This window comes from Duganella sp. sic0402 (assembly GCF_019219065.1).
In the GTDB taxonomy this organism is placed as follows: domain Bacteria; phylum Pseudomonadota; class Gammaproteobacteria; order Burkholderiales; family Burkholderiaceae_D; genus Rugamonas.
Window position 1 is genome coordinate 1 of sequence record NZ_JAHUWK010000003.1, and the last position, 26015, is coordinate 26015.

General features: G+C 60.5%; 25 protein-coding genes and 1 rRNA gene. 15 read left to right on the forward strand and 11 right to left on the reverse strand.

Going from position 1 to position 26015, the window contains the following annotated elements; all coding sequences use genetic code 11:
• A 16S ribosomal RNA gene (locus KW842_RS09020) occupies positions 1–115 on the reverse strand; the annotation flags it as partial.
• A gap of 440 nt (positions 116–555) precedes the next feature.
• Here KW842_RS09020 and KW842_RS09025 point away from each other — a divergent pair.
• From KW842_RS09025 to KW842_RS09035, 3 genes are all read left to right on the forward strand, one after another.
• On the forward strand, positions 556–1878 hold the full coding sequence (locus tag KW842_RS09025) for a sensor histidine kinase (RefSeq protein WP_218303774.1): 1323 nt from the start codon (positions 556–558) through the stop codon (positions 1876–1878).
• Positions 1879–1941: 63 nt separating this feature from the next.
• Positions 1942–2709 carry a LytTR family DNA-binding domain-containing protein gene (locus KW842_RS09030; protein ID WP_218303775.1) on the forward strand — a complete coding sequence of 256 codons (768 nt, stop codon included), beginning with the start codon at positions 1942–1944 and terminating at the stop codon, positions 2707–2709.
• Between the two features lie 66 nt (positions 2710–2775).
• A complete protein-coding gene (locus KW842_RS09035; RefSeq protein ID WP_307729808.1) occupies positions 2776–3537 on the forward strand; it encodes an ATP-binding protein in 762 nt (253 codons plus the stop codon).
• A 14-nt stretch (positions 3538–3551) separates the two neighbouring features.
• Here the strand turns inward: KW842_RS09035 and KW842_RS09040 are convergent, their stop codons facing one another.
• The 3 genes from KW842_RS09040 to KW842_RS09050 all read right to left on the reverse strand — a co-directional run bounded on the left by KW842_RS09040 (position 3552) and on the right by KW842_RS09050 (position 6415).
• A complete protein-coding gene (locus KW842_RS09040; RefSeq protein ID WP_373925156.1) occupies positions 3552–4643 on the reverse strand; it encodes a porin in 1092 nt (363 codons plus the stop codon).
• Between the two features lie 163 nt (positions 4644–4806).
• Entirely contained in the window at positions 4807–5460 is a 654-nt protein-coding gene (locus KW842_RS09045; protein ID WP_218303776.1) for a class I SAM-dependent methyltransferase, read from the reverse strand.
• A gap of 13 nt (positions 5461–5473) precedes the next feature.
• Positions 5474–6415: a CysB family HTH-type transcriptional regulator gene (locus KW842_RS09050; RefSeq protein WP_218303777.1), complete on the reverse strand. Its 942-nt coding sequence runs from the start codon at positions 6413–6415 to the stop codon at positions 5474–5476.
• Between the two features lie 153 nt (positions 6416–6568).
• Here KW842_RS09050 and KW842_RS09055 point away from each other — a divergent pair, with 153 nt between their 5' ends.
• From KW842_RS09055 to KW842_RS09095, 9 genes are read left to right on the forward strand one after another with little or no spacing between them, the layout of a single operon-like run.
• Positions 6569–8263, forward strand: coding sequence for a nitrite/sulfite reductase (locus tag KW842_RS09055; protein ID WP_218303778.1), 1695 nt, complete (start codon positions 6569–6571; stop codon positions 8261–8263).
• Positions 8250–8813, forward strand: a complete 564-nt coding sequence (locus KW842_RS09060; RefSeq protein WP_218303779.1) for a DUF934 domain-containing protein — start codon at positions 8250–8252, stop codon at positions 8811–8813. The genes KW842_RS09055 and KW842_RS09060 overlap by 14 nt, the downstream gene beginning before the upstream one ends.
• Before the next feature lie 11 nt (positions 8814–8824).
• Positions 8825–9541, forward strand: coding sequence for a phosphoadenylyl-sulfate reductase (locus tag KW842_RS09065; RefSeq protein ID WP_218303780.1), 717 nt, complete (start codon positions 8825–8827; stop codon positions 9539–9541).
• Positions 9542–9551: 10 nt separating this feature from the next.
• Positions 9552–10481 (forward strand): sulfate adenylyltransferase subunit CysD, encoded by a 930-nt coding sequence (cysD, locus tag KW842_RS09070; protein ID WP_218303781.1) that lies wholly within the window; start codon positions 9552–9554, stop codon positions 10479–10481.
• Positions 10481–11773 (forward strand): sulfate adenylyltransferase subunit 1, encoded by a 1293-nt coding sequence (locus tag KW842_RS09075; protein ID WP_218303782.1) that lies wholly within the window; start codon positions 10481–10483, stop codon positions 11771–11773. The genes cysD and KW842_RS09075 overlap by 1 nt, the downstream gene beginning before the upstream one ends.
• A 2-nt stretch (positions 11774–11775) precedes the next feature.
• The gene (cobA, locus tag KW842_RS09080) at positions 11776–12537 is read left to right on the forward strand and encodes a uroporphyrinogen-III C-methyltransferase (RefSeq protein WP_218303783.1); all 762 of its coding nucleotides are present in this window, start codon (positions 11776–11778) and stop codon (positions 12535–12537) included.
• Positions 12538–12586: 49 nt separating this feature from the next.
• On the forward strand, positions 12587–13300 hold the full coding sequence (locus KW842_RS09085; RefSeq protein ID WP_218303784.1) for a hypothetical protein: 714 nt from the start codon (positions 12587–12589) through the stop codon (positions 13298–13300).
• A complete protein-coding gene (locus KW842_RS09090) occupies positions 13300–14067 on the forward strand; it encodes a glutaminyl-peptide cyclotransferase (protein ID WP_218303785.1) in 768 nt (255 codons plus the stop codon). Before KW842_RS09085 ends, KW842_RS09090 begins: the two co-directional genes overlap by 1 nt.
• A gap of 5 nt (positions 14068–14072) precedes the next feature.
• Positions 14073–14891, forward strand: coding sequence for a MipA/OmpV family protein (locus tag KW842_RS09095; protein ID WP_218303786.1), 819 nt, complete (start codon positions 14073–14075; stop codon positions 14889–14891).
• Between the two features lie 8 nt (positions 14892–14899).
• Here KW842_RS09095 and KW842_RS09100 read toward each other — a convergent pair whose 3' ends face one another.
• Complete coding sequence (locus tag KW842_RS09100) at positions 14900–15748, reverse strand: LysR family transcriptional regulator (RefSeq protein WP_218303787.1); 849 nt, start codon at positions 15746–15748, stop codon at positions 14900–14902.
• 90 nt (positions 15749–15838) lie between these two features.
• Here KW842_RS09100 and KW842_RS09105 point away from each other — a divergent pair, with 90 nt between their 5' ends.
• A complete protein-coding gene (locus KW842_RS09105) occupies positions 15839–16330 on the forward strand; it encodes a lipocalin-like domain-containing protein (RefSeq protein ID WP_218303788.1) in 492 nt (163 codons plus the stop codon).
• Here the strand turns inward: KW842_RS09105 and KW842_RS09110 are convergent.
• The 3 genes from KW842_RS09110 to lptF are packed head-to-tail and all read right to left on the reverse strand — an operon-like array spanning position 16307 to position 18969.
• The gene (locus KW842_RS09110; protein ID WP_218303789.1) at positions 16307–16693 is read right to left on the reverse strand and encodes a sirohydrochlorin chelatase; all 387 of its coding nucleotides are present in this window, start codon (positions 16691–16693) and stop codon (positions 16307–16309) included. The two genes, KW842_RS09105 and KW842_RS09110, sit on opposite strands and share 24 nt — an antisense overlap.
• Positions 16694–17863, reverse strand: a complete 1170-nt coding sequence (gene lptG / locus KW842_RS09115) for an LPS export ABC transporter permease LptG (protein ID WP_218303790.1) — start codon at positions 17861–17863, stop codon at positions 16694–16696.
• Entirely contained in the window at positions 17860–18969 is a 1110-nt protein-coding gene (gene lptF / locus KW842_RS09120) for an LPS export ABC transporter permease LptF (RefSeq protein ID WP_229223594.1), read from the reverse strand. The genes lptG and lptF overlap by 4 nt, the downstream gene beginning before the upstream one ends.
• Positions 18970–19086: 117 nt before the next feature.
• On the opposite strand from lptF, the gene KW842_RS09125 reads away from it, so the two are divergent.
• The gene (locus KW842_RS09125; RefSeq protein WP_218303792.1) at positions 19087–20583 is read left to right on the forward strand and encodes a leucyl aminopeptidase; all 1497 of its coding nucleotides are present in this window, start codon (positions 19087–19089) and stop codon (positions 20581–20583) included.
• Between the two features lie 13 nt (positions 20584–20596).
• Here the strand turns inward: KW842_RS09125 and KW842_RS09130 are convergent, their stop codons facing one another.
• Together KW842_RS09130 and KW842_RS09135 are read right to left on the reverse strand one after the other, a co-directional pair.
• Positions 20597–21037, reverse strand: coding sequence for a hypothetical protein (locus tag KW842_RS09130; protein ID WP_218303793.1), 441 nt, complete (start codon positions 21035–21037; stop codon positions 20597–20599).
• Between the two features lie 102 nt (positions 21038–21139).
• Positions 21140–21544 (reverse strand): hypothetical protein, encoded by a 405-nt coding sequence (locus tag KW842_RS09135; protein WP_218303794.1) that lies wholly within the window; start codon positions 21542–21544, stop codon positions 21140–21142.
• 399 nt (positions 21545–21943) lie between these two features.
• Here KW842_RS09135 and xth point away from each other — a divergent pair, with 399 nt between their 5' ends.
• Positions 21944–22708, forward strand: coding sequence for an exodeoxyribonuclease III (gene xth, locus KW842_RS09140; protein ID WP_218303795.1), 765 nt, complete (start codon positions 21944–21946; stop codon positions 22706–22708).
• A 4-nt stretch (positions 22709–22712) separates the two neighbouring features.
• Here the strand turns inward: xth and KW842_RS09145 are convergent, their stop codons facing one another.
• On the reverse strand, positions 22713–25958 hold the full coding sequence (locus KW842_RS09145) for a bifunctional diguanylate cyclase/phosphodiesterase (RefSeq protein WP_218303796.1): 3246 nt from the start codon (positions 25956–25958) through the stop codon (positions 22713–22715).
• Between the last annotated feature and the right edge of the window lie 57 nt (positions 25959–26015).

Consider the following 26015-nt stretch of genomic DNA (forward strand, 5'->3'; position numbering starts at 1 on the left):
ATTACTCACCCGTTCGCCACTCGCCACCAGAGCAAGCTCCGTGCTGCCGTTCGACTTGCATGTGTAAGGCATGCCGCCAGCGTTCAATCTGAGCCAGGATCAAACTCTTTAGTTTAATCTCTGTTTTTGCCGACCTGGCTTTTACACCAAACCGGCTGGTTCGCTCTTCTCAAAATACTGACAGTATTTCTACTGAATATTTCTTTGTTGAGCATTTAATGCTTTTTGTTGCAGCATCAAACGCCCACATTTATCGACTGTGAATTTTTAAAGATCTGTGTTACTTGCCGCTGAAGCGTTGTGTTCAGCAGCACAGAAGCGAGATTATGAAGCACTTGATTTATCTCGTCAACCCCTCGTTTCTACTTCGTTTTCGCTTTGCAGCGTATGCGTCGTTTCGCGAGGGACCGAACTATAGCAAAGCTTTGACAGGTTTGGCAAGCGATTCCTTTCAACTTGCCGTCTGGTCGCCATTTTTTGCAGACTGTCGCAATCGCATGGCGCCTCCGGGCGCGGCTCGCTACACTTGCATCATGTTAAGAGTGAAAGCCGTTCATGTTTCCTACGCCTAAAGTGCAAGACACCCTGAAGACCGCCGGCAGCGTGCTGCATCGCAGCTTTGACGTGGTCGCCACCTGGGTTACCCAGTTGTCGTGGTGGAAGTTCCTGGTGTTTGCCATCCTGATGCTGATTGCCGGCTCCATCCTGCAGGACGAATTATTCTCGTCCAATCCGATTCAGGAAGAGATAGAGCAATCGCGTGGCAGCAAGCGCAAGGGCAATGACACGAATATCCGCATCGACGATAGCGGCATCCACTTCAGCCAGCGCGGCAAGATCCGCAACAAGAATACCGAAGACACTGAAACGCCGGTCGCCGCGCCAGAGGCTCCGGAGACGCCGGAAGCACCCGCTGCGGCGGAAACACCGGAAGCACCGGAAGCACCGGCGGCGCCCGCCAAGTCTGGCAAATCGGGGGCCGCTTCCATCCCTGCCCTGCCTTCGCTGCCGGGCGAAGAAGTTCATATTGATCTGCCGCCGCAAATTGGCGAGGAGCTGTCCAACGCGATTGAAGAAGCCGTGGACGACGCGGCCGAGCAGAAAGTGGCCCGCTATCACGGCCAGGCGTCCACCTGGTTCAAGAGTTTCATCACGCTGCTGGTGCTGTTCCTGTTCGGCACCAAGGCGCTGATGGGCAGTAAAAAGCGCGCAGAAGCCGAGACCCAGTCCGCCAACGCCACCGCCGAGCGCGAATCCATGCAGCGCCAGCTCAGCGAAGCCAAGATGCAGATGATGCAGGCCCAGGTCGAGCCGCACTTCCTGTTCAACACCCTGGCCTCGGTCGAGCACCTGATCGAAACCGATCCGCCGCGTGCCTCCGCCATGCAGCGCAGCCTGATCAAATACCTGCGTGCGGTGTTGCCGCAAATGCGCGACAACGCGCTGATTACCAATCTGGGCCGCGAAGCCGACATGGTCGAGGCTTACCTGAATCTGCTGAAAATGCGCATGGAAGAGCGCCTGACGGTGGAATTCGATGTGCCGGACGGCCTGCGCACCGCCGCCTTCCCGCCGATGATGCTGCAATCGATGGTCGAAAACGCCATCAAGCACGGTCTTGAAGGCAAGCCCGAAGGCGGCCTGCTGAAAGTACGAGCCGATGTTGCCCACAACAAGCTCCGCGTGATAGTCAGCGACACCGGCCTGGGATTCGGCGCCAAGCCCAGCGACGGCACCGGCCTCGGCCTGACCAATATCCGCGAGCGCTTGAAGCTGCTGCACGGCGACCAGGGCCAGTTGCTGATCGCTGCCAACAGCCCGAGTGGCGTGATCGTCACCATCGAGGTGCCGTACCAGTTAGCGAAAAAATCAACATGATTGCTTATTAACGCAATTCGTTGAATAATTAATTAAATAATTTACACTTCACACCCGAACACGATGCCTACAGCAATCATTGCAGATGACGAACGTTTAATGCGCGACCAATTGCGCATGCGCCTGGGCCAGGTCTGGCCCGAGCTGGACATTATTGGCGAAGCCAAAAATGGCGATGAAGCCATCGAGCTGGTCGACCAGTTGAAGCCAGACTTCACCTTCCTGGATATCCGCATGCCGGGCAAGACCGGCATGGAAGCTGCCAGCGTCATCGGCAACAAGAGCCATATCGTGTTCGTCACCGCCTACGACGCCTATGCGGTTGAAGCGTTTGAGCGCGGCGCGGTCGATTATGTGCTGAAACCGCCTGAGCCTGAGCGTCTGCAAATCACTGTGGATCGTCTCAAGACCCGCCTCAGCAAGCCCACGGCTGCCGTGGATGTCAACGCCAGCGTGACTGCCATGCTGGCGCAGCTCAGCGAGAAGATCGCCGCACCGAAGCCTGCCCACCTCCAATGGATACAGGCCAGCATCGGCCAGGATCTGCGCATGATTCCGGTCGAGGAAATCCTGTTCTTCCGCTCCGATGAGAAATATACCTGCGTGCAGACCGAGAAATACGAAGCGCTGATCCGCAAGCCGGTACGCGACCTGGCCGATGAACTCGATCCGGCGCTGTTCTGGCAGATTCACCGCGCCACGCTGGTCAACGTCAACGCCATCGAAGGCGTAACGCGCGACATCCGTGGCCGCCACCTGGTGATGATCAAGGGCCGCTCCGACAAGCTGGAAGTCAGCCGCAGCTTCCTGCATCTGTTCAAGCAGATGTAAATCAAATCCCCCTCCCTGCTTCTGCTTTAGTGTGACTCCAGCGGCCCTCGGCCGCATGGAGCCGCCATGCACCGCCATACCTCCTCCCTGCTGATCCTGTCCGCGCTGGCCGTGGGTGCGCGCCTGTGCTGGCGTCTGGGCCAGGTCGCGCGCCAGGAACAACTGGAACAATCGTACGCGCAGCTGCGCGAGCTGTCGGCCGCGCTGCAAACCATCCGCGAAGAAGAACGCAAGCACATCGCGCGTGAACTGCACGACGACCTGGGCCAACTGCTGGCGACGCTGAGCGGCGACCTTGCGCTGCTGCAGCGCTACAACGGCAACAGCGATAGCGCCGCAGCGCGCCAATTGCAGGCTGGCATGGATGAATTGCTGATGTCGGCAATCAGCTCGCTACGCCGCATCGCCGGCAATCTGCGTCCGCGTGCGCTGGATGAAGGTGGTTTGTATTTTGCGCTGGAGAGCCTGCGCCAGGGATTTGTCAAGCGCCAGGGCATAGACTGCCTGCTGGATGCAACCGAAGAGGATTTGATACTCGATGATAGCTACAGCACGGCCATCTTCCGCATTGTGCAGGAGGCCATGACCAACATCGCCCGCCACGCCGATGCGCGCAAGGTGACGCTATCGCTGTATCGCCAGGACGCCACGCTGTATGTGACGATCCATGACGACGGCTGCGGCATCGCCGAACAGGACATGGACAAGGCATCGTCCTTTGGCTTGATCGGGATGCGCGAGCGCGTTTGGGCACTGCATGGCGATATCGCCATCGTCAGCGACGGCGGCACGCGGATCATGATCCGCCTGCCGCTGCCGCCGCCGTAACCGCTTAAGCCAGCTTAGAAGGCGTGGCGGATACCAACGTTGAAGGCTTTGTCGCCGCTACCGACTTCGTTGTTGTTACCAACGGTGTAGCCGGCGCCGTTTTTGTTTTTGATTTTGGCGTACGAAACGTAGGCGCCGGTACGCTTGGACAGCGAGTACAGGTAGCCCAGTGCGAACTGGTTGGCGTCCTGGTTTTTCGCGGTCTTGTCGTCCTTGCGGATGTACGAGGTCATGAAGTAACCATTGCCGGCCGGGATTTGCGCGCCGATCAGGATGTCGTTGCTGTCAACACTGGCGGTAGGCAGGACTGGCAGGCCGAGCGGGTTGTTGCTGCCGTTCGGGATTTGCGCGCTGTTCACGCCCTTGTCCGCGCTGTAAGCGAAGTAAGCCTTGATGACTTTGAAGTCGTAGTTGGCGGCGAACATGGTGTTGCGGCCGGTGTCCTGGGTTTTAGCCGGGGTGGCGCCGACAGCAGCGGTGTCGTTGTTTTTGTTGTTGTAGACCAGACGTGCGTTCAGCGGACCTTGCGCATAGTTCAGGCCAAAGCCGAACTGGCGGCCGGCGGTAGCGCTGCCAGCTTGCTCGCCCAGTGCATACAGGGCTTCGGCGCTGAAGCCGCCCATGACTGGGGTGGCGTAGACGATGGCGTTGCTTACGCGGGTGTTGGCGCCAGCCGACGGGAACAGGTTTTTAAGCGAACCGGCATAGCCTGCGCCGAATGGATCGGCTACCTGGCTTTGTGCGTTGTACAGCATGGTGTATTGCTTACCGATGGTCAGCTGGCCTGCGTCCTTGCTTTTCAGGCCAACGAAAGCCTGGCGGTTAAAGATGGTGTTGGCGCTGTCCAGCGAACCATCATCTGCCTTGAAGCCGGTTTCCATCTGGAAGATAGCCGACAGGCCGTTACCCAGGTCTTCCGTGCCACGGAAGCCCAGACGCGACTGGCCACCGATACCGCTGGTAAGTTTGGTCACGGAGCCGGCAGCAGCGCCGCGCTCGCTCACGATACCGGCATCGACCAGGCCGTAGATCGTTACGTTCGATTGAGCTTGGGCTTGTGCTGCGAAGCCGCCGATGATCAGTGCTGCCAGAGTAAGTTTTTTCACTTGATGTTCTCTACTTAAGGTTGAAGAAAGGCTGCGTGTTGAATCCACGGCGGGAATCATGCCTATCAATTACTTCAACAATGTGACAACGATAATCTGTTGTTATTTAGCATCAGGGTGAAAAAAGCCGCCCGAGGGCGGCTTGGCAGAACTTATTTTTGAATTATTTGAGTTTGCAACTCAGCAAGTAGTAATACTCCAGCCGCTCGATGCGGAATTGCTTCGCATGGTTGGTGAAGCGCTTGCGCTGGGTGCTGTCGGTCAGATAGTTCTTCAGGATCTCGTAGCGCTGGCCGTCGTCGGCGGTCAGGATCTGGTAGGTATTGCCTTCCGCATCGGTGCGGGCGATCACGGTCGAATTGCCGTCGACATAAGATTCGTCCAGCAGCACCAGCAGAATGTCCTTGCCCAGCTTGGCGCGCAGATGCTTGAGGAAGCTGTCGTGCTGTTCGCGCGGCACATGGCTCCACAGGCCGGCCGCAAACACGGCGGTGTACTGGCCTTCCAGTCCATCCGGCAGGTTGAAGGCATCCATCTGCCCGAAGCTGACGATGTCCTCGTCCAGGCCACGGGTTTCAGCCAGATCCAGCATTTCCTGCAAAATATCGGTGGCGTGTACCGAATCGGCCACTTCCGAGATCAGGTCGGTCCAGTAGGCGGTGCCGCAAGCCAGTTCCAGCACCTTGTGGCCCTGGAACAGCTCGGCGACCATTTCCTGCAAATCGTCCAGATCGTCAAAGCGCTCTTCCTGCGCGTAGACCTGGTCATAGTTATCCGCGTTGACGGCGTAATATTGTGTCAACTGGTTGGTAATCATGTTGATGCTTTCTTTATAGTTCGTAGTTATCTTTTTCGCCGCTCATGGCCTGTTCGATCAACTTGCGGTTGAGCGTAGGCGCCAGCAGTTCAATAAAGGTATAGATATAGCTGCGCAGATAGGCGCCCTGCTTGACCGCCACCCGCGACACATTCATGCCGAACAGATGGCCCACAGGGATGGCGCGCAGGTTCTTGTCGCGCTCGGCGTCAAAGGCCATGCCCGCTATGATACCAATTCCCATGCCCAGCTCGACATACGTCTTGATCACATCGGCGTCGATGGCTTCCAGCAGCACATCCAGCTTCAGGCCGCGCAAGGAGAACGCATGGTCAATCTTGCTGCGGCCGGCAAAGGCGCCATCATACGTGATGATCGGGAAAGCCGCGATCTCTTCCAGCGTCGGCTGCTTGGTGCGCAGCAGCGGATGGTCGGGCGGCACCACGACCACGTGCTCCCATTGATAGCATGGCAAGGTCACCAGCCCGGTCACGCCGGCGATCGACTCGGTAGCGATGCACAGGTCGGCCTGGTCGCGCTGCACCATCTCGGCAATCTGCTGCGGATTACCTTGCAACAAAGACAATCTCACCTTGGGGAATTTCACCATGAAGGCCTGCACCACCTTCGGCAAGGTGTAGCGCGCCTGGGTGTGGGTGGTGGCGATGGTGAAGCTGCCGCTGTCCTGCGCCGCGTATTCCTTGCCGATGCGTTTCAGGCTGTCGATCTCCTGCATGATCAGTTCCACCGACTGCAACACCAGCCGGCCCGGCTCGGTGAGGCCACGGATGCGCTTGCCGTGACGGGTGAAGATGTCGACCCCCAATTCCTCTTCCAGTTCGATGATGGCCTTGGACACGCCCGGCTGCGAGGTGAACAGCGCCTTGGCGGCATCGGTCAGGTTGTAATTCTGGCGTACTGCTTCGCGCACAAAGCGCAATTGATGAAGGTTCATTGCAGGTCTTGGCCCATCTTAAAATTATTAGTGTCCATGCTTATACCCAATCCTTATATAAGCAAATAAAGACTAAGTCGTATGGAATAAAGACGAAGTTTATTACTATTAGCGCTAGTTTGGGGAATCAGCGACTATCCAGGAAGAATATTCATGTATCAATACGACCAATACGACCACCTCATCATCCGAGAACGCATCGCCCAGTACCGCGACCAGGTACGCCGCCGCCTGTCCGATGAGCTGACCGAAGCCGAATTCCTGCCGTTGCGCCTGCAAAACGGCCTGTACATGCAACGCCACGCCTATATGTTGCGCATCGCCGTGCCGTACGGCTTGCTCGCAAGCAAGCAAATGCGCATGTTTGCCCATATTGCCCGCAAGTACGACCGTGGCTATGGCCACTTCACCACCCGTCAAAACATCCAGTTTAACTGGATTGAGCTGGAGCAGACCCCGGATATCCTGAGCGACCTGGCGTCGGTGGAGATGCATGCCATCCAGACCTCCGGCAACTGCATCCGCAACACCACCTCCGATCCCTACGCCGGTGTGGCCGCTGACGAAATCATCGATCCACGTCCGTACGCCGAAGTGCTGCGCCAGTGGTCGACCTTCCACCCGGAATTCATCGCGCTGCCGCGTAAATTCAAGGTCGCCATCAACGGCGCCTTGGAAGACCGCGCGGCCATCGCCATCCACGATATCGGCCTGACCGTGGTGCGTAACGACGCCGGTGAAATCGGCTTCAAATTCATGGCCGGCGGCGGCATGGGCCGCACGCCGATCATCGGTAGTGTGATCCGTGAATTCCTGCCATGGCAGCACCTGCTGACCTACACCGAAGCCGTAATGCGCGTGTACAACCAGTACGGCCGCCGCGACAACAAATACAAGGCGCGTATCAAGATTCTGCTGAAAGCCGTGGGCGTCGAAGAATTCACCCGCCAGGTGGAAGCAGAATGGGCCGACCTGAAAGACGGTCCTGAAACGCTGACCGTCGAAGAGATGCAGCGCGTGATCGACTACTTCCAGCCGCCGGCGTACAAAACGCTGGACGACTCCGACGTGGTCGCCGCGCAGGCTGGCAACAAGGCGTTCGCCAACTGGGTCAACCGCAACGTCAAGCCGCACAAGGTGCCAGGCTACGCGGCCGTGGTGCTGTCGCTGAAGAAGACCGGCGTACCGCCGGGCGACGCCACCGCCGAACAGATGGACTTCATGGCCGAGCTGTCCGACCGCTACAGCTTCGGCGAACTGCGCGTCACCCACGAGCAGAACGTGGTGCTGGCCGACGTCGAGCAATCGCAGTTGTTCGCACTGTGGCAGGAAGCCAAGGCGCACGGCCTGGCAACGCCGAACATCGGCCTGCTGACCGACATGATCTGCTGCCCTGGCGGCGACTTCTGCTCGCTGGCCAACGCCAAGTCGCTGCCGATTGCCGCCGCCATCTCGGAGCGCTTCGACAATCTCGACTACCAGCACGACATCGGCGAGATCGAACTGAATATCTCCGGCTGCATCAACGCCTGCGGCCACCACCACGTCGGCAGCATCGGCGTGCTGGGGGTGGATAAGGATGGCAGCGAATGGTATCAGGTGTCGATTGGTGGCGCGCAAGGCAACAACGCTGCCATCGGCAAGATCATCGGCCCATCGTTCTCCGCCCTGCAAATGCCGGAAGTGATCGATCGCCTGCTGAAAGTCTATCTGCGCGATCGTTTTGAAGATGAATCGTTTGCCGCCTGCGTTCAGCGTATTGGCGTCGCACCGTTCAAGGAATTTGTGTACGCCACGCCGATCGCTGAAAAAAGCGGCCGCCTGGTTGGAGAGGATGAATATGTCTAAGCATTTGATTATCAAGGGCCGTGAAGTGGTGGAAGATGATTGGCAGGTGCTGCGCCTGGCCGAACCGGTGGAAGGTGCACCGGCTGTCGATCCAGCCACCGTGGCCGTCCCGGCCGGCAAATTCATCGTGCCACTAAGTCTGTGGCTGGTGCAGCGCGAACTGCTGGCGGCGCGCACCGCTGCCGGTGAAATCGCCGTCTGGCTCGCCTCCGACGAACGCCCGGAAACACTGAAAGACCTGCTCGACCAGTTCCCGCTGATCGCCATCGACTTCCCTAAATTCACCGATGGCCGCGGCTACTCGATCGCCTACAACCTGCGCACCCGCCTGGGCTGGAGCGGCGAACTGCGCGCCATCGGCGACGTGCTGCGCGACCAGCTGTTCTCGATGCAGCGCGTCGGCTTCGACGCCTACTCGGTACGCGCCGACCGTAACGTGCACGACGCGCTGAAAGGCCTGTCCGACTTCTCCGAAACCTATCAGGCTTCGGTCGATCAGAAGACGCCGCTGTTCCGCCGCCACGCACGCCCGACTCCCGCCGGCATTTGATTGGAGCGGCAATGAGTGACCTGAGCAAGCTGATTGCGGACACGCGCGCCACGCTGTCCCGCATCGCCAGCGATTTTAGTCCGGCGGTATTCGCCTCCTCGCTGGCGGCGGAAGACATGGTGCTGACTGACCTGATCCTGAAAGGCGGCTACGACATCGGCATCTTCTCGCTGGAAACCGGCCGTCTGCACAAGGAAACGCTGGCCATGCTGGACAAGGTGAAGCAGCACTACGGCTACGAAATCGCGGTGTACAAGCCGCAGCAGGAGGCGGTGGATGCCTACGTCGCGCAGAACGGTCTGAACGCCTTCTACGACAGCGTCGAGATGCGCAAGGAATGCTGCCGCATCCGCAAGGTCGAGCCGCTGGGCCGCGCGCTGCTGGGCAAGAAGGCCTGGGTCACCGGCCAGCGCCGCGCGCAAGCCGCCACCCGTGGCTCGCTGATGGTCGAGGAAGACGATGCTGCGCACTTCATGACCAAATTTAATCCGCTGGCCGATTGGTCCGAGGAAGACGTCTGGCACTACATCCGCGAGAACGGCGTGCCGTACAACGCGCTGCATGACCAGGGTTATCCATCGATCGGCTGCGAACCGTGTACCCGAGCCATACAGCCAGGTGAAGATGTCCGCGCCGGTCGCTGGTGGTGGGAGAACCCGGAATCGAAAGAATGCGGCCTCCACGTCGTTGACGGCAAACTGATACGCATTAAATCTGTCGCAGCTTGAAAGAATCCAAATGAATGCTTTAGTAGAAAACAACGTGCAAGTGAACTCGCGCCACCTCGATGCGCTGGAATCGGAAGCGATCCACATCATGCGCGAAGTCGCTGCCGAATGCAGCAACCCTGCCCTGCTGTTCTCGGGTGGTAAAGACTCGGTGGTGCTGCTTCGCATCGCCGAGAAGGCTTTCCGTCCTGGCAAATTCCCGTTCCCGCTGGTGCACGTCGACACCGGCCACAACTTCCCGGAAGTGATCACCTTCCGCGACAAGCGCGTGGCCGAGCTGGGCGAGCGCCTGATCGTCGGTTCGGTCGAAGACTCGATCAAGAAAGGCACGGTGCGCCTGCGTAATCCGCAGACCGATTCGCGCAACGCCGCGCAAGCGGTGACGCTGCTGGAAACCATCGCCGAACACGGCTTCGACGCCTGCATCGGCGGCGCCCGCCGCGACGAAGAGAAGGCCCGCGCCAAGGAGCGCATCTTCTCCTTCCGCGACGAATTCGGCCAATGGGACCCGAAATCGCAGCGCCCGGAACTGTGGGACCTGTACAACACCCGCGTGCATCCAGGCGAGAACATGCGCGTGTTCCCGATCTCCAACTGGACCGAGCTGGATGTGTGGCAGTACATCGCCCGCGAAAAGCTGGAGCTGCCGCCGATTTACTTCGCCCACGAGCGTGAAGTCATTCCGCGCAACGGCCTGCTGGTGCCGCTGACCGACCTGACGCCGCCGCGCGAAGGCGAAACCGTCGAAAAACAGGTGGTGCGTTTCCGTACTGTCGGCGACATCTCCTGCACCTGCCCGGTGTCCTCGGACGCGGTGACGCTGGAGCAGATCATCGCTGAAACGGCGATCACGCAAGTGACGGAGCGCGGCGCGACGCGCATGGACGACCAGACGTCCGAAGCATCGATGGAAAAACGTAAAAAAGCAGGATACTTCTAATGACTCAGAATACTCACGAACAAAGCCTGCTGCGCTTTATTACCGCCGGTTCCGTCGACGACGGCAAATCCACCCTGATCGGCCGTCTGCTGTTCGACAGCAAAGGCATTTTCGCCGACCAGCTGGACGCCATGTCGCGTTCCAAGCACAAGCGCACTGTCGGCGACACCGTCGACCTGTCGCTGCTGACCGATGGCCTGGAAGCCGAACGCGAACAAGGCATCACCATCGACGTGGCCTACCGCTATTTCGCCACACCGAAACGCAAGTTCATCATCGCCGACACGCCGGGCCACGAGCAGTACACCCGTAATATGGTGACCGGCGCGTCGACCGCCGATGCGGTCATCATCCTGGTCGATGTGTCGAAAGTGAAGCTGCGCGAAGACGGCGGTGTGGACCTGCTGATCCAGACCAAGCGCCACTCGACCATCGCCCATCTGCTGCAAATTGAGCATGTGATCGTTGCGGTCAACAAGATGGACCTGGTGAACTACGACCAGGATATCTATAACCGCATCGTCAAGGCATACGGTGAATTCGCCGCCTCGCTGGGCCTGAAGGACATCACGCCGATTCCGCTGTCCGCCCTGACCGGCGACAACGTGGTGGAGAAGAGCGAAAAGCTGGGCTGGTATCAGGGCCCGACGCTGATCGAGCTGCTGGAATCGCTGTCGGTGTACGACGAGTCGCACGACGCGCCGTTCCGCTTCCCGGTGCAGCTGGTGGCGCGCCACAACGGCCACGAAGCCAACGACTTCCGCGGCTACATGGGCCGTATCGAAGCCGGCAAGGTCTCGGTGGGCGACAAGCTGGTGGTACAGCCGTCCGGCCAGAGCGCGACCGTCAAGGACATCGTCACGCTGGAAGGTTCGCACCAGTCGGCAGTGGCCGGCCAATCGATCACGCTGCTGCTGGACGAGTACCTGGATATTTCGCGCGGCGATCTGCTGGCCAGTGCCGACCAGCCGGCCACGCAGCTGAAGCAGCTGAAAGCGGATGTATGCTGGATGTCGGACGAGCCGCTGGATGTGCGCCGCAAATACTGGATCAAGCACGGCACCAAGCAGACTTCCGCCAAGGTGAAAGCAATCGAGTCCCTGCTGGACATCAACACCCAGCAGCGCCACGGCGCCGAAGGCCTGAAGCTGAACGACATCGCCACCATCGAGCTGGCGGTGCAGCAGCCGCTGGCCGCCGACGCCTACAGCGACATCCGCGCGACCGGCGCCTTCATCCTGATCGATGAAGTCACCCACCAGACCGTCGCCGCCGGCATGATCCGCCTGTAATCATGGCGGCACTCGGGAAAGTGTATTTGATCGGCGCCGGCCCCGGTGCGCAGGACCTGATCACCTTGCGCGGCGCGCGCCTGCTGGCACAGGCCGACGTGGTGCTGTACGACGCGCTGGTCACACCCGAGATGCTGGAACTGTGTCCGCAAGCGGAAAAAGTCCTGGCCGGCAAACGCAGCGGCCAGCGCTCGCTGGCGCAGCAGCTGATCAATGAGATGCTGGTCGATTACGCGCACAAGGCGCAGCTGGTGGTGCGTCTCAAGGGTGGCGATCCAATGATGTTTGGCCGCGCCGACGAAGAGCTGCGCACGCTGGAAGAAGCCGGCATCGAAGTAGAGGTCGTCCCCGGCATCACCACCGCGCTTGCAGCGGCGGCCGCCACCAAACAGCCGCTGACCAAGCGCGGCGTCGCCCGCAGCGTTGCCTTCTTCACCTCGTCCACCGCACCGGAACACTCGGACCACGACGCCATCCCGGAAACCGACACCCTGGTGCAATACATGGGCGGCCGCGAAGCCATCGCCACCGCTGAGCGCCTGCTGGCTCATGGCCACGCGCCGGACAAACCGGCAGTGGTCATCGAAAACGTCAGCCGCACCGACCAGCAGATCCACCGCATGACCATCGCCGGGCTAACGCAAGGCCTCGGCACGCCGCATGGACCGGTGCTGGTGATGATCGGCGAAGCGATGCGCGCACGGCCGCACCAGCATCCCGATACCGAGATTAGCAAGACAATAGCCAGCCAACTCAGCGCCTAGATTCCGCTGTTCCGTACTAAAATGTCCATTCTGACCACAAGAGGTAGTAATGGACACTGTTCAACGACTGGAAAGCGCCTGGAACGCCCACTCCGCCGGCGAATTTGAGCCGGCCCTGCAGGAATACATCGCGCTGTTCGACGCCACCGCAAAAGATCCGGAGACAGCCTCGCTGCGCCTGTCCTACGTGCTGGCCGCCTGGGCCAAGCTGGCGGAAGAATACATTCCGGCGCGCCGCGCGCTGGTCGAAGAGCGCGACCGCCTCGCCGCGCAACTGCCTGTCGATCCTGGCTTGTTCCACGATATCCGCATCATCAACGACAAGCTGGGCGACTTGCAGAATACCTACCATCTGTTCGAGCGCATGCCGGAAGCGCGGGCGCAGCAGCATGCACGCGAAGCCCTGCCGTCGGTGATGGCTTGCGGCGACTACGCGCTGGCGCGCCGCTACCTGCCGCAGCCGGAACAGCATCTGGCACTGGCCGCAATGCAGCTGAATGAACTCAAGAGCCGCGTCAATGTGCTGACCACCGAAGGCATGGCCGAACTGCTGGCCGATGTCTTCAACTACACCACCGAAGTCGCATTGGTACTGGACTTGCTGAACGGCTGCGGCGATACTGCGGCAGCGGCGATCGCGCGCCAGCAAGCCGTCGACCTGGTGCAGGCGCCGGAAGCGCGCGCCTGCGTGCAAGCGGAGCTGGATGTTCCTGGCAGCACGCTGGACGCCATGGTTGAACTCCAAAATTCGGTGACTGCATAGTGAACAAGATTTACGCTCAAGCCCTCCTTCTCTCCGCCCTGCTGCCAGCCGCCGCTTATGCGGCCGTGCCTACCTATGATTACAAGGTGGTGCGCAGCTATCCTCACGATGCACAGGCTTTTACGCAAGGCCTGCTGTACCGCGACGGCTTCCTGTACGAGAGCACCGGCTTGAACGGCAAATCATCGATCCGCAAGGTCGATCTGGCCAGCGGCAAGGTCTTGCAAAGCAAGGATATCCCGCCACAGTATTTCGGCGAGGGCCTGACCGCTTCGGGCGACACGCTGGTCAGCATCACCTGGCAAAGCCAGACCGGCTTTGTCTTCGACCTGAAAAGCTTTGAGCTGAAAAGCCAGTTCTCCTATCCGGGCGAAGGCTGGGGCTTGGCGCACACCGGCAAGGAGCTGGTGCTCAGCGACGGCAGCGCCACGCTGCGCTTCCTCGATCCCAGGACCTTTCTGGAAGTGCGCCGCGTCAAAGTGACAGCGGACGGCATCGCTGTTGATCAGTTGAATGAACTGGAAGTGGTGGATGGCGAAATCTTCGCCAACATCTGGCACACCAACACCATCGCCCGCATCGACCAGGCCACCGGCAAGATCATCGGCTGGATCGACTTCGGCAAACTCTATCCCGACGCGGGCAAAGGCCCGAACGGCGAGAACGTCATGAACGGCATCGCCTATGACGCCGAGAAAAAGCGCCTGTTCGTCACCGGCAAGCTGTGGCCGAAAATCTACGAAGTCAAAATCATTCCCCGCAAATAAAACCCATGACCATCCGCGCCTGCTTCGGTATCGCATGTTTGACGCTGGCTGCCGTGGCGCAGTCGCAGGAAGCCACGCCTGCGCCTGGCCTGCCGCTGTGGGAAGCTGGCGTATTCGGTGGCGCCGCCACCACGCCCGCCTATCCCGGCGCGGAAGACCGCTCCACCCGCGCGCTGGTGCTGCCGATGCTGATCTACCGCGGCAAGATCCTGCGCGCCGACCGCTCCGGCATCGGCGCGCGGCTGATCAACACCGAGCGGGTCGAACTGGATATCGGCTTCGCGCTGTCGCTGCCCGCGCGCTCCAAAGACACTGGCGCACGCGCCGGCATGCCCGATCTGAACTCGCTGCTGGAATTCGGTCCGCGCCTGAAAGTGCAATTGGCCGATCACGCGCGCCTGGAACTGCCGTTGCGGCTACCGCTGGAACTGCGCAATGGCTTTGAGCGTCAGGGCCTGGTGTTTGAGCCGCGCCTGGTGTTTGAAACCGCCGCCGATGACGGCAAGTGGACCGCCGACGCCAATATCGGCGCCGTGTATGGCAATACAAAGCTCAACCAGTATTTCTATGAAGTCGCGCCGCAATATGTCACCGCGACGCGGCCGCAGTACCAGGCCAGCGGCGGCCTGATGATGACACGGCTGGGCCTCAGCCTGTCACGCCGCCTGTCCCCGGACTGGCGCATCTTCGGCTTTGCCCGCTACGATAATCTGAGCCATGCGGCCAATCGCGAAAGCCCGCTGTTCCGTAAAAACAGCGGCCTCTCGGCCGGCATCGGCTTTACCTGGACCGCGCACCGCTCGGCCGCACGCGCCTGGGACTGAGGTGGCGCTCAGGCCGTCATCAGCGCAATAATCTCGTCGGCCACGGCGCGCACCGGCGCGGCACGGCGCACATCTTCATGCATGACGATCCACAGCTTGCGCTTGACCGGGCACACCGGCGCCTCAACGCGCACCAGCGAACCGTCCGGGAAGTAATCCGGCAGCACCGCCACACCGCTACCGGCCAGCGCCGCCTGATACAGCGTACCCAGATCGTTGGAGCGCAAACAGTAGCGACGTGCGCCGCGCACCTTCTCCAACCATTCATGCTGCGGCGTGTGCTGTAGCAGTTCGTCGTAGCCGAGGAATTCCCACTGCTCCGGTGCGCGCGTTGCAAGGTACGCTTCGCTGGCGCACAGCTGATACGTCACCGTCGCCAGGCTGCGCACTGCCAATCCCGGCGAGGTGGGACGGTTATAGCGGATGGCAATATCCGATTCGCGCCGCATCAGATCGGTCACGCGCAACTCGGCACGCAGGTCAATCTCAATGCCCGGCAGCTTATGCAGCGCCGGCTGCAATCCGGGCGCCAGCACCCACGCGGTCACCGCCGGCGGCGCCGACACACGCACCTTGCCGCTCAGCGCCGTGGCGCCGCCGCTGGCCTCGCGCAGCAGGCCGTGCAGACTTTCCTCCATCTTGCGCGCGTGCGGCGCCAGCGCCTTGCCAGCCGCGGTCAGCGACCAGCCTTTCGGGAAGCGGTCGAACAGCTTGACGCCCAGCTTGTCCTCCAGCGCGTCGATGCGGCGCGCCACGGTGGTGTGCTCGACGCCGGCCGCGCGCGCGGCGCCGGACAGCGTGCCGGCATCGTGCAGGGCAAGGAAGAAGCGCAGGTCGTCCCAGTTTGGTTGGCTCATTGTGCAATTATGCACACATTCCGCGCAGGTTTTGCTAATTTTGCTCAGGCCAGTTCGCCCCTATCGTGTCTTTATTTGAAAGGAGATGCGATGAAACTGTTAAACCGTTTGTTTTGCCTGATGATGTGGGTGCCCGCCCACCAGGCCGCGCTGGCGGCCCGGCCCTTCCCTTTGGCAGGCACCTGGGAACTGGTGGCCGCCGACCGATTGCTGCCGGATGGCACACGTGAAGCCGATTTCGGCGTCCAGCCCAGCGGTCTGATGATGATCGACAGCGACGGCCGCTACACGGTGCAAATTTACCAGCAAGGCAGGCCGCGCTTCAGCGGTGGCGACAAAAAGAGCGGCACGGCGCAGGAGTTCCGCGCTGCGGTTGAAGGATCAAGCACGCATTTCGGCAGACTCGCCATTGACGAGCCATCGCGCACGCTGACCTTCATCATCGAAAGCGCCGCCTTTGCCAACTGGGAGGGCACGCGGCAGGAGCGCCGCTATGCGTTGAAAGGCGATGAACTAAGCTACCGCGTGCCGGCGCGGCCGGACGGGCATGTGCCGCTGTCAGTGTGGCGCCGTCTGAGATAAGGCGCTGACGCAGTAGTCGGACAGCGCCCGCAGCACCGCCGCATTTTCGCCGGCCGCCTCCACCACCTTGATGGCGGCTTGCGGATAGGCGGCACGCAGTTCGTCCAGCATCAGCGGCAGATCGCGCAGCACATGGCCGCCCTGCCCCAGGAACACCGGCACCACGGTGATGTCGGTAATGCTGCCCGCCACCAGCGCCGACACCACGTCCGGCAGGCGCGGCGACATCAGCTCCAGAAAGGCCAGCTCCACGCGCACTTCAGGCTCGCGGGACTGGGTCAGATCGCGCAGCCGCTCGAACGGTGCGGCCCACGACGCCGAGCGGGCGCCGTGCGCGAACAGGATCAATGCACGTTTGCTCATCTAATGTCGCTCCACCCACCATAAGGCGCCTAGCGCCAGCAACATGAACAGCAGGCTAGGTGCAATCGCCGTCAGGAAGGCCGGCCAGGTGCTGAGCAAGCCAAGGTGCGCAAACAGCGTGTTCACCAGCAGGAAGCTCACGCCCAGCATGATGCCGAGAAAAATCTTCAGGCTGACGCCGCCGCTACGCGTGTGCAGATAACCGAACGGCAGCGCCAGCGCCATCAGCACGAAAATCGCCAGCGGATCGAGCAGCTTCTTCCAGAAGGCGATCTTGAAGCGCTCGGTTTCCTGCTTGTTCTCGATCAGGTGGCGGGTGTACACCGCCAGCTCCACCGCCGACATGCGCTCCGGATCGGAACGCGACACCGACAGGATGCGCGGTGTAATCTCCGACAGCAGATCCTTGGTCGCGCTGCGGCGAGTTTCGATCATGCTGGACTCCAGCGCGTAGTTATTGGCCAGGTTGGCTTCAATGCCGGGCTTGAGCAGCTCCGGATTGGTGAAGATGTTTTCCGTCACCTCCTGCAGCTGCCACTTGTTATTGCCCTGGAAGGTGCCGGTCTTGGCCTGCGTGATCGAGCGCAGGCGGAAGCTGGTGTCGAACTCATACAGCTTCACATCCTTCAGCGTGCCGTCCGGACGCACTTCCTTGACGTTGAAGAAACGCGAACCGGTCACCGTGCCGGTCATGCCTTCCGACTTGACGATATCCTTGGTCCACAGGCCGGAACGGAATTCGGTCGAAATCGTCGTACCGCGCGAGGTCAGCTTGAATTTCTCCGCCAGCGGCGCGGTGCGCGGCACCACCAACTCGCCCACCAGGAAGGTAATGATCACCAATACCACGCCGACCTTGGCCAGCATCCACGCCACCATGCCGGTCGACATGCTGGACGCGCGCATGATGGTGAATTCCGAGGTCGCCGCAAACTGCGCCATCGTGTAGATGGTGCCGATCAGCGCCGCAATCGGCATGACTTCGTAGACGTGGCCGGGCAGCTGCACCAGTACGTAGAAGAAGGCATATTGCGCGCCGACGCCGTTCTTGCTGATCTTCGGCAGTTCGCCGGTCAAGTCCATAAAGGCTTGCAGCGCCAGGAAGGCCACCAGCACAAAGGCGACAGCTTGCAGTATCGAGACTGCGAAATAGCGTTGCAGGATTTTCATTGCGAGACTGCTTTCTGGCCCGCGCCGTTGCGCGAACGTTTATACGCCGCCAGCAAGGCCAGCGGGTGGTAGCGGTGATTCAGGTTCAGGCGCCAGGCAAACAGCGCGAACACGGTCAGCGCGGCGGCGACGTGCAGCGGCCACCAGGACAGCGCAAAGAGGAATTTCCCTTGCCGCACACTGGACTCCAGCAGCTTGACGAAGTTGTTATAGCTGAAGAAGATCAGCAAGGCGATGATCAGGTTGGCCGAGCTGCCGGCGCGCGGATTGACGAAGCCCAGCGGAATCGCCAGCAGCATCAGCACCAGGCAAGTCAGCGGCGACGATATGCGCCACAGCAGTTCGGCGCGGGCGTCATTGCTGTCGTCGGCGAACAGGCGCATGGTGGGAATCGAGTCGGTATCTTTATCTTCCTCCAGATCCTGGGTCTGGCTGGTCACCCGCATGCTATAGCTTTCGAACTCCATGGTCTGGAAGTCCGCCTGGCCCGGCGTGCCCTGGTAGCGGCGGCCGTTCTTCAGCACCAGGTAGCGCTCTCCCTTTGGTCCGGTGTTGATCACGCCCTCGCGCGCGACGATAACGGCGGTGCCGCGATCATCAACGGTGTTGACGAAGACGTTCTGCACCACGGCCGTCTTGCCGGCCACGCCTTCGACGAAGAAGATGCGATTGGCCGACGCCGATTCCTTGAACTGGCCCGGCGAGACTTTCTGCAGGTCTTCGCGCTTTTCAAAGCGCTCGACATATTCCGCGCTTTTCTGCTTGGCCCACGGCGTGGCGACGAAACTCAGCACGCCGGTCAATATCACCAGCGGCAGGCCGAACGTCAGCACCGGCACGATCCAGCGCGTCAGCGACAAGCCGGAGGCAAACCACACCACCATCTCGGAGTCGCGATAGGTCCGCGTCACCACCATCAGCACCGAAATAAAGCTGGTGAGGATGATGATAGTTGGCAGATAATTCAGCGTTGCGAAAGCGATCAGCGCAACCACGTCGCCGGAAGCCACCTTGCCGCCGGCTGCCCGGCCGAGGACTGCAATCAGGGCCCAGGTCACGCAGATACTGAACAGCACCGTGAAAGAGGCGCCGGCCGTATTGGCCATTTCACGTCGTAGGGCGCGTTGAAAGATCATTGAAGATTATAATTCGGTAGTTTGGCCCATATATACAGACTATACGGGACCACAAGTTTTAAGTACGTACACGACACGGAGAATCAAATGGACTTTAGCATAAAAGCATTCGACACAAAAAACACCATCGCTACGGCCAAAGCCGGCGTCATCGCCGTCGCGGTCTTCGAAAACAAAAAGCTGTCGCAAGCCGCCAAGGCGCTGGATGGCGCTGGTGAAATCACGGCTGCGCTCAAGTCCGGCGACATTACCGGCAAAGCCGGCGCCACCCTGCTGCTGCGCGGCCTGAAAGGCGCCGCCGCCGAGCGCGTGCTGCTGGTCGGTCTGGGCAGCGACGACGCTGTCAGCGAAAAAAGCTTCGCCAGCGGCGTGACTGCGGCCTTGAAAGCATTCTCCACCCTGGGCACCAGCGACGCTATTATCGCATTGCCGATGACCGAAGTGAAAGAGCGTGACGCCAATTGGGCGATCCGCTGCGTGGTGCAGAGCGCCCACGAGTCGGTATTCCGCACCGATAGCCAGAAGAGCAAGAAAGATCCGGCCGCCGCCGGCGTCAAGAAGATCGCGCTGGCAGTGCCAGGCAACGCCGCCACCAAGGTCGCGCTGGCACAAGCCGTGGCCATCGCCAACGGCATGGACCTGACCAAGGAACTGGGCAACACCTCGGCCAACGTCTGCACCCCGACCCACCTGGCCAACGTTGCCAAAAAATTGGGCAAGGACTACAAGTTCGACGTGGAAGTGCTGGACCGCAAACAGCTGGAAGCACTGAAGATGAACAGCTTCCTGTCGGTCACCAACGGCAGCGAGCAGCCACCTAAATTCATCATCCTCAAGCACATGGGCGGCAAGGCCAAGGATGCGCCGGTGGTGCTGGTCGGTAAAGGCATCACCTTTGACACCGGCGGCATTTCGCTGAAAGCCGGTCCGGGCATGGACGAGATGAAGTACGACATGGGCGGCGCGGCATCGGTGCTGGGCACCTTCCGCGCCATCGGCGAAATGAACCTGAAGCTGAACGTGATCGGCGTGATCGCTGCGTGCGAGAACATGCCATCCGGCCGCGCCACCAAGCCGGGCGACATCGTCACCTCGATGAATGGCCTGACCATCGAAATCCTGAATACCGACGCCGAAGGCCGCCTGGTCTTGTGCGACGCGCTGACCTACGCCGAACGCTTCAATCCGGCCGCAGTGATCGACATCGCCACGCTGACCGGCGCCTGCATCGTCGCGCTGGGCCACCATAAGAGCGGCCTGTTCACACGTGATGACGACGCCCACAACAAGCTGGCCGACGAGATCATGGCTGCCGGTAAAAACGCCAGCGACACCGCATGGCGTCTGCCGATCGGCGAAGAGTACAACGAGCAGTTGAAGTCCAACTTCGCCGACCTGGCCAACATCGGCACGCCGGGCGGCGCATCGTGCACGGCAGCGGCCTTCCTGGAAAACTTCACTCGCAAGTACACCTGGGCGCACCTGGATATCGCAGGCACCGCGTGGAAATCGGGCGGCGCGAAAGGCGCAACCGGCCGTCCGGTGCCGCTGCTGTCGAACTTCCTGATTGGTCGTTCGAACTAAGCGCTCAAACTAATCAGAACAGGGTCACGCCGGCTGCCGGCGCTGGCCCGTCTTCTTTTTCCTGGGCAGGGCGCATGACCACCGTCAGTATCGACGGATAGTCATAGCCCGCCCCAGTATTCCGGTCGACGATGGTACCCAGGCCAGCCGTCAGCACCAGATTTCCCCACAGATTGCCATCCACGCGAGACTCCACCTTCTCGTAAGCCCAGCCCTTGCCTTGCTTCTGGCAATCAATGCGCAGCGGGCCGGCGCTCTTGCGCAGGGTTACGCGCGCCGGGGTGGTGACAAACCATTTGCCCATGTCGTTGTACAGCACGCAGCCGACCCCGGCGATCTCGCGGTGATCGAGCACGGTCTGCACCAGCACGTTTTGTTCGGTGGATTCAGTCAGGGACGCGCAGCCTGCCAGCGAGGCAAGCAGCGCAACCGCAGCAGCGGGACGGAGATACATAGTCTGTCTCTGGAATAAAGATACAGACGAGTGTACCAGCCCAATGGCGGTTTTATTTGCTTAATCAAGCGGCGTAAAGCCTTGCACTTTACGCCTTGCGCATCAGGCGTTCTGGCGTGCTGCCGCTGCTTTCGCAATCACCGGCACTTCAACCTGTTCGTCCTGCTTTTTCTTCAAGCCTTGCACGACTTTCAGGATGTCGTCCATGCCGCGCTCACCGCCCAGCGACGAGAAAGCATCCAGCACTTCGTTCAGCACCTGGTTGCGCACCGCCGCCTCGTCCGCGTTGATTGCAGGCGGACGTTGCACGGAGCGCTTCTCAGCGGCTGCGGCTTCCTTTTGCGCAGCGGTTTTGCGCGCGCCGGCGGTTTTGCCGTGTTCCAGCGCGGCCTGCCAGATCACCCAGCGGCGTTGCGTTTCGAAGACCAGATACTCCTCTGGCTTGTCTTCACGGCGGCGGACAATATGACCGTCGCGTTGTGCCCATGCCTCAAATGCAGTTCGCATTTTTTATTCCTTTGCAAATGCGCTACGCGCAATTCACTATAAAAACCCGTAAGTAATTTCCGTATAGTATCATTTATTGCGCTATTTCAACACAAAGATACGCAGATTTCGCCATCATGGTTGCCAAACGGAAACACAAGTTTTCCTGTCCTTTTACCCTAGTATATTTCTAATCTCCCCACTTTGTCTTGGTTGCCAGTTATATTCTGACAACAACGAGACAGTATTGGCAATTATTTTTTCATTTCACACCTTACGTAACATTTTAGGCCTTGGCACCCCGCTTAAGGAAGGGTTTTTCATGTTTTTTCATTCAGCTTTACAAGATGGTAAGGATATGTGTTAAATCGGAATGCTGTAAGATGCAAGCCACCCAGAACTAACGCATGAAAGCATGATATGAAAATAGCTACGTGGAATGTTAACTCTTTGAACGTAAGACTGCCGCACGTTATAAAGTGGCTAGAAGAAAATCCAACAGATGTGCTAGCTATTCAAGAAACAAAATTGACTGACGACAAGTTTCCCCTGGCAGAACTGGAGGCTGCGGGCTATCACGTCGCTTACACCGGCCAGAAAACCTATAACGGCGTGGCCATCATCTCGCGGCTGCCTATCCACGATATCGTCAAGAACAACCCGAAATTTGAAGACCCGCAACAACGCATCATCGCCGGCACCATCGATGGCGTGCGCGTGGTGTGCGCCTATGTGCCGAACGGCCAGGCAGTGGGAGCGGACAAATTTGAATACAAGATGGCGTGGCTGAACGCCTTCCACGACTGGATCAAGGAACAGGCGGCGCAGTATCCGCAACTGGCGGTGGTGGGTGACTACAACATCGCGCCGGAAGACCGCGATGTACACGACCCGGCCGCATGGGAAGGCATGGTGCATGTGTCGCCGGAAGAACGCGCGCAGCTCAAGCGTCTGCTGGACCTCGGCCTGACCGACGCCTTCCGCATGTTCGATCAGCCGGAAAAATCCTTCAGCTGGTGGGACTATCGCGGCCTCGGCTTCCGCCTGAACAAAGGCTTGCGCATCGACCACCTGCTGCTGTCCGACGCGCTCAAGCAGCGCTGCACGGCCTGCGTCATCGACCGTGTGCCGCGCAAATGGGAACAGCCGTCCGACCACACGCCGGTGATCGCTACTTTCGCCTGATGTACTAAGTGCGTGGCAGCAGCAGCTGGGCCGTCGTATGCGGCACCGGCTGCGAGAACAGATAACCTTGCGCGAACTGGCAGCCGTGACGCTGTAATAGCGCGTACTGTCCTTCCGTCTCGACGCCCTCTGCCACCACCGACAGCTGCAAGCTGTCGGACAGCGCGATGATCGCCGCCACAATGGCGCGGTCTTCCGCGCTCTCCTCCAGGTCTTTAATGAAAGCACGGTCAATCTTGATCTTCCGGACCGGGAAGCGCTTCAGATAAGCCAGCGACGAATAGCCGGTGCCGAAATCGTCAATCGACAGGCGAATGCCCATGGCGTTGATGTGCCCGAGGATTTCCAGCGTCTGCTCGCCGTGCTGCATCAATGCTGTTTCCGTGATCTCGAATTCGATCAGCGCCGGATCGATGCCGGTTTCGTCGAGGATGTCGCGGATCGATGCCACCAGTCCGCGGTGCATGAACTGGCGCGGCGACAGGTTGACCGCCAGCGGCACCGGCAGCATGCCCTGGCTTTGCCACGCCATGCTTTGCCGGCAGGCCTGGCGTATCACCCATTCGCCGATCGGCACGATCATGCCGTTTTCCTCGATGATGGGGATGAACTGGTCCGGTGTAATCAGCTCAGTGCCGCCGCGCCGCCAGCGCAGCAGTACTTCCATCGCATGCAGGCGGCGCGTGCCGATGTCCATGATCGGCTGGAAGAACAGCTCAAACTCATTCGCTGCCAGCGCGCCGCGCAGGCTGGTCTCCAATTCAAAGTGGCGCGACGCCGACAGGTTCATCGCCTCCTTGAAGAACTGGTAGTTATTGCGGCCGCTGGCCTTGGCATGGTACATCGCGCCATCCGCATTGCGCATCAGCGTCTCGACATCGCCGCCATCGTCCGGATAGACGGTGATGCCGATCGATGGCGTGATGTGCAGGTTGCGTCCCTCCAGCGGGAAGCACTCCGACAAGGCGTCGATGATTTTCTCCGCCACCTGGCTTGATTCATCAGGCGTGCGGATGCCCGGCACCAGCACCACGAACTCATCGCCGCCGAGACGCGCCACGGTGTCGCTGGCGCGCACCGCGCGGCACAGGCGGCCGGCGACTTCCTTCAGCAACTGGTCGCCCGTCATATGGCCCAGCGAATCATTGATGGTCTTGAAGCGGTCAAGGTCGATGAACATCACCGCCAGCTTGCGTTCCGAGCGCTGCGCGGCCAGCATGGCACGGTCCAGCCGGTCCGACAGCAGCGCGCGATTCGGCAGGCCGGTCAGGCTGTCGTGATACGCCATATGATGCACGCGCGCTTCGGCCTGACGGCGCTCGACGATCTCGCCCTGTAGCTGTGCATTGGCGCCGGCCAGTTCGGCGGTGCGCTCCTGCACCCGCAGTTCCAGTTCATCACGCGCGCGGGCCACCGCTTCCGCCGCTTCGCGCCGCGTGGTGATATCGTCCACCAGCCACACCGAGCGGCCGCGCGCCTGCGCCAGATCGAATGGCCGGCCCGACAAGCGCCCCCAGAAAGTGCTGCCGTCCTTGCGCACCAGCTCATATTCGGACACGTTGACACGGCCTGCCTCAAAATCGCGCTGGGTCTCGGCGCGCGCGCGATCCCACGCATCTTTGCCCGCGTAGAAGGCTTGCACGCTAAGGTGGTTCATTTCGCCGGGCGCGTAGCCGAAGAGTTCTTCCATCTTGCGGTTGCAGCGCAGGTTGCGGCCATTCTCCACCACCGAGATGCCCAGCACCGCGCTATCCAGAATGGCCTGATTCTCCAGCAGCGCGTTGCGCAATGCCTCCTCGGCGCGCTTCTGCTCGCTGCGGTCTTCGATGACCCAGATCGTGCCTTGCGACGGGTCATCCGGATTGACCACGTAGCCGATCAACTGCGCCCACAAGATCGTATCGTCGGAGCGGCGCATTTCGATCTCGGTCTGGAACGGCCGGCCAATGGAGAGGAAGGGATAGGCTTCGGCGCCAAGCTGCTCATACGCCTGCTGCGACGGATACAGCGCCCTCCCCGGCAGGCCCAGGCCGGATGTTTCGTCGTAGCGGAACATCTCGGCAAAGCCACGGTTATAACGGGTGATGAGGCGGTTCTTGGTGAACAGGATGCTCATCGAGGCATTGGTCATGATCGCCTCGACCTCCATTTGCGTCTGCAGCGATTCGGTCACATCTTCCAGTATCCAGATGGTGCCGCCGCCGCGATGTTCGAAGTCCACGGCGTTGGCGCGCACACGGCACCAGAACATGCTGCCATCCTTGCGCTTGAACTGCCAGGCCGGCTTTTCAAATGGCTGGCCGGCGCCCAGCAGCGGCGCGGCCTCGCGGCCAAACGCCGCATACGACTCTGGCGACTGGAACACCATCGACGACGGCTGCCCTTCCATCTCGCCAGGCGCATAGCCGAACATCTCCGCCATGCGCACATTACAGCTCATCATGACCTGCGACTTGGTGAACAGGATGCCAACCGAAGCGTTGTCCAGAATGGCTTTCTGCTCCAGCAGCATGCGCTGTAGTTTTTCGTCGTCCAGCCGCAGCGCGTTGATGTCCTCCATGATCCACACCGTGCCTTCGGCGTTGTGCAGAGGATCGACGGCGCGGCCATACAGCCGCGCCCAGAACAAGGCGCCATCCTTGCGGCGCAGCTGGATTTCGGCGGTAAAGGACTGGCCTTGCGCCAGCAGCGGCCCGGCGTCCTGTCCCAGCTTGAAGTAGGCCGCTTCGTCCGGATAGGCGATCAGCGTCTGCGCGCCCTCCAGCTCCTGGCGGCTATAGCCCAGCATCTCGGCGCAGCGGATATTGCACTCCTGGATGACGCCTTCCTTGCTGAACAAAATGCCGACCGCCGCATTCTCCAGAATGGCCTGCTGCTCCAGCAGCGTTTTACGCAAGGCGCGCTGATCGCGCTGCACTTCGGTGATGTCGTGGAAGACGATGGTAACGCCGTCGTCCGGCAGCGGCTTGCTCCAGGCCTGCACCGACAGATAGCGGCCGTCGGCGCACACCACGCAGCTTTCCCAGCGCTGAGCGTTCTCCAGGCTGGTCAGGCTGGCGGCGCGTACATGGCGCGCGAACAGATCGCCCACCGGCCGGCCGCACGGATCGACATCCAGCAAGGCCGCCAACTCGGCGTTCACAGCGAATACCGTGCCGTCCGCGCTACAGGCGCAGGCGGGCACGCCGACCAGCGACAGCGCTTCGGCAACGAACTCCGGATGAGTAGATACGCGATACCTGGGCAACATAGTTGGCTGATAATAAACCACATTCCGCAGCAATCGCTATTAAAGTGCTTGTCTCGC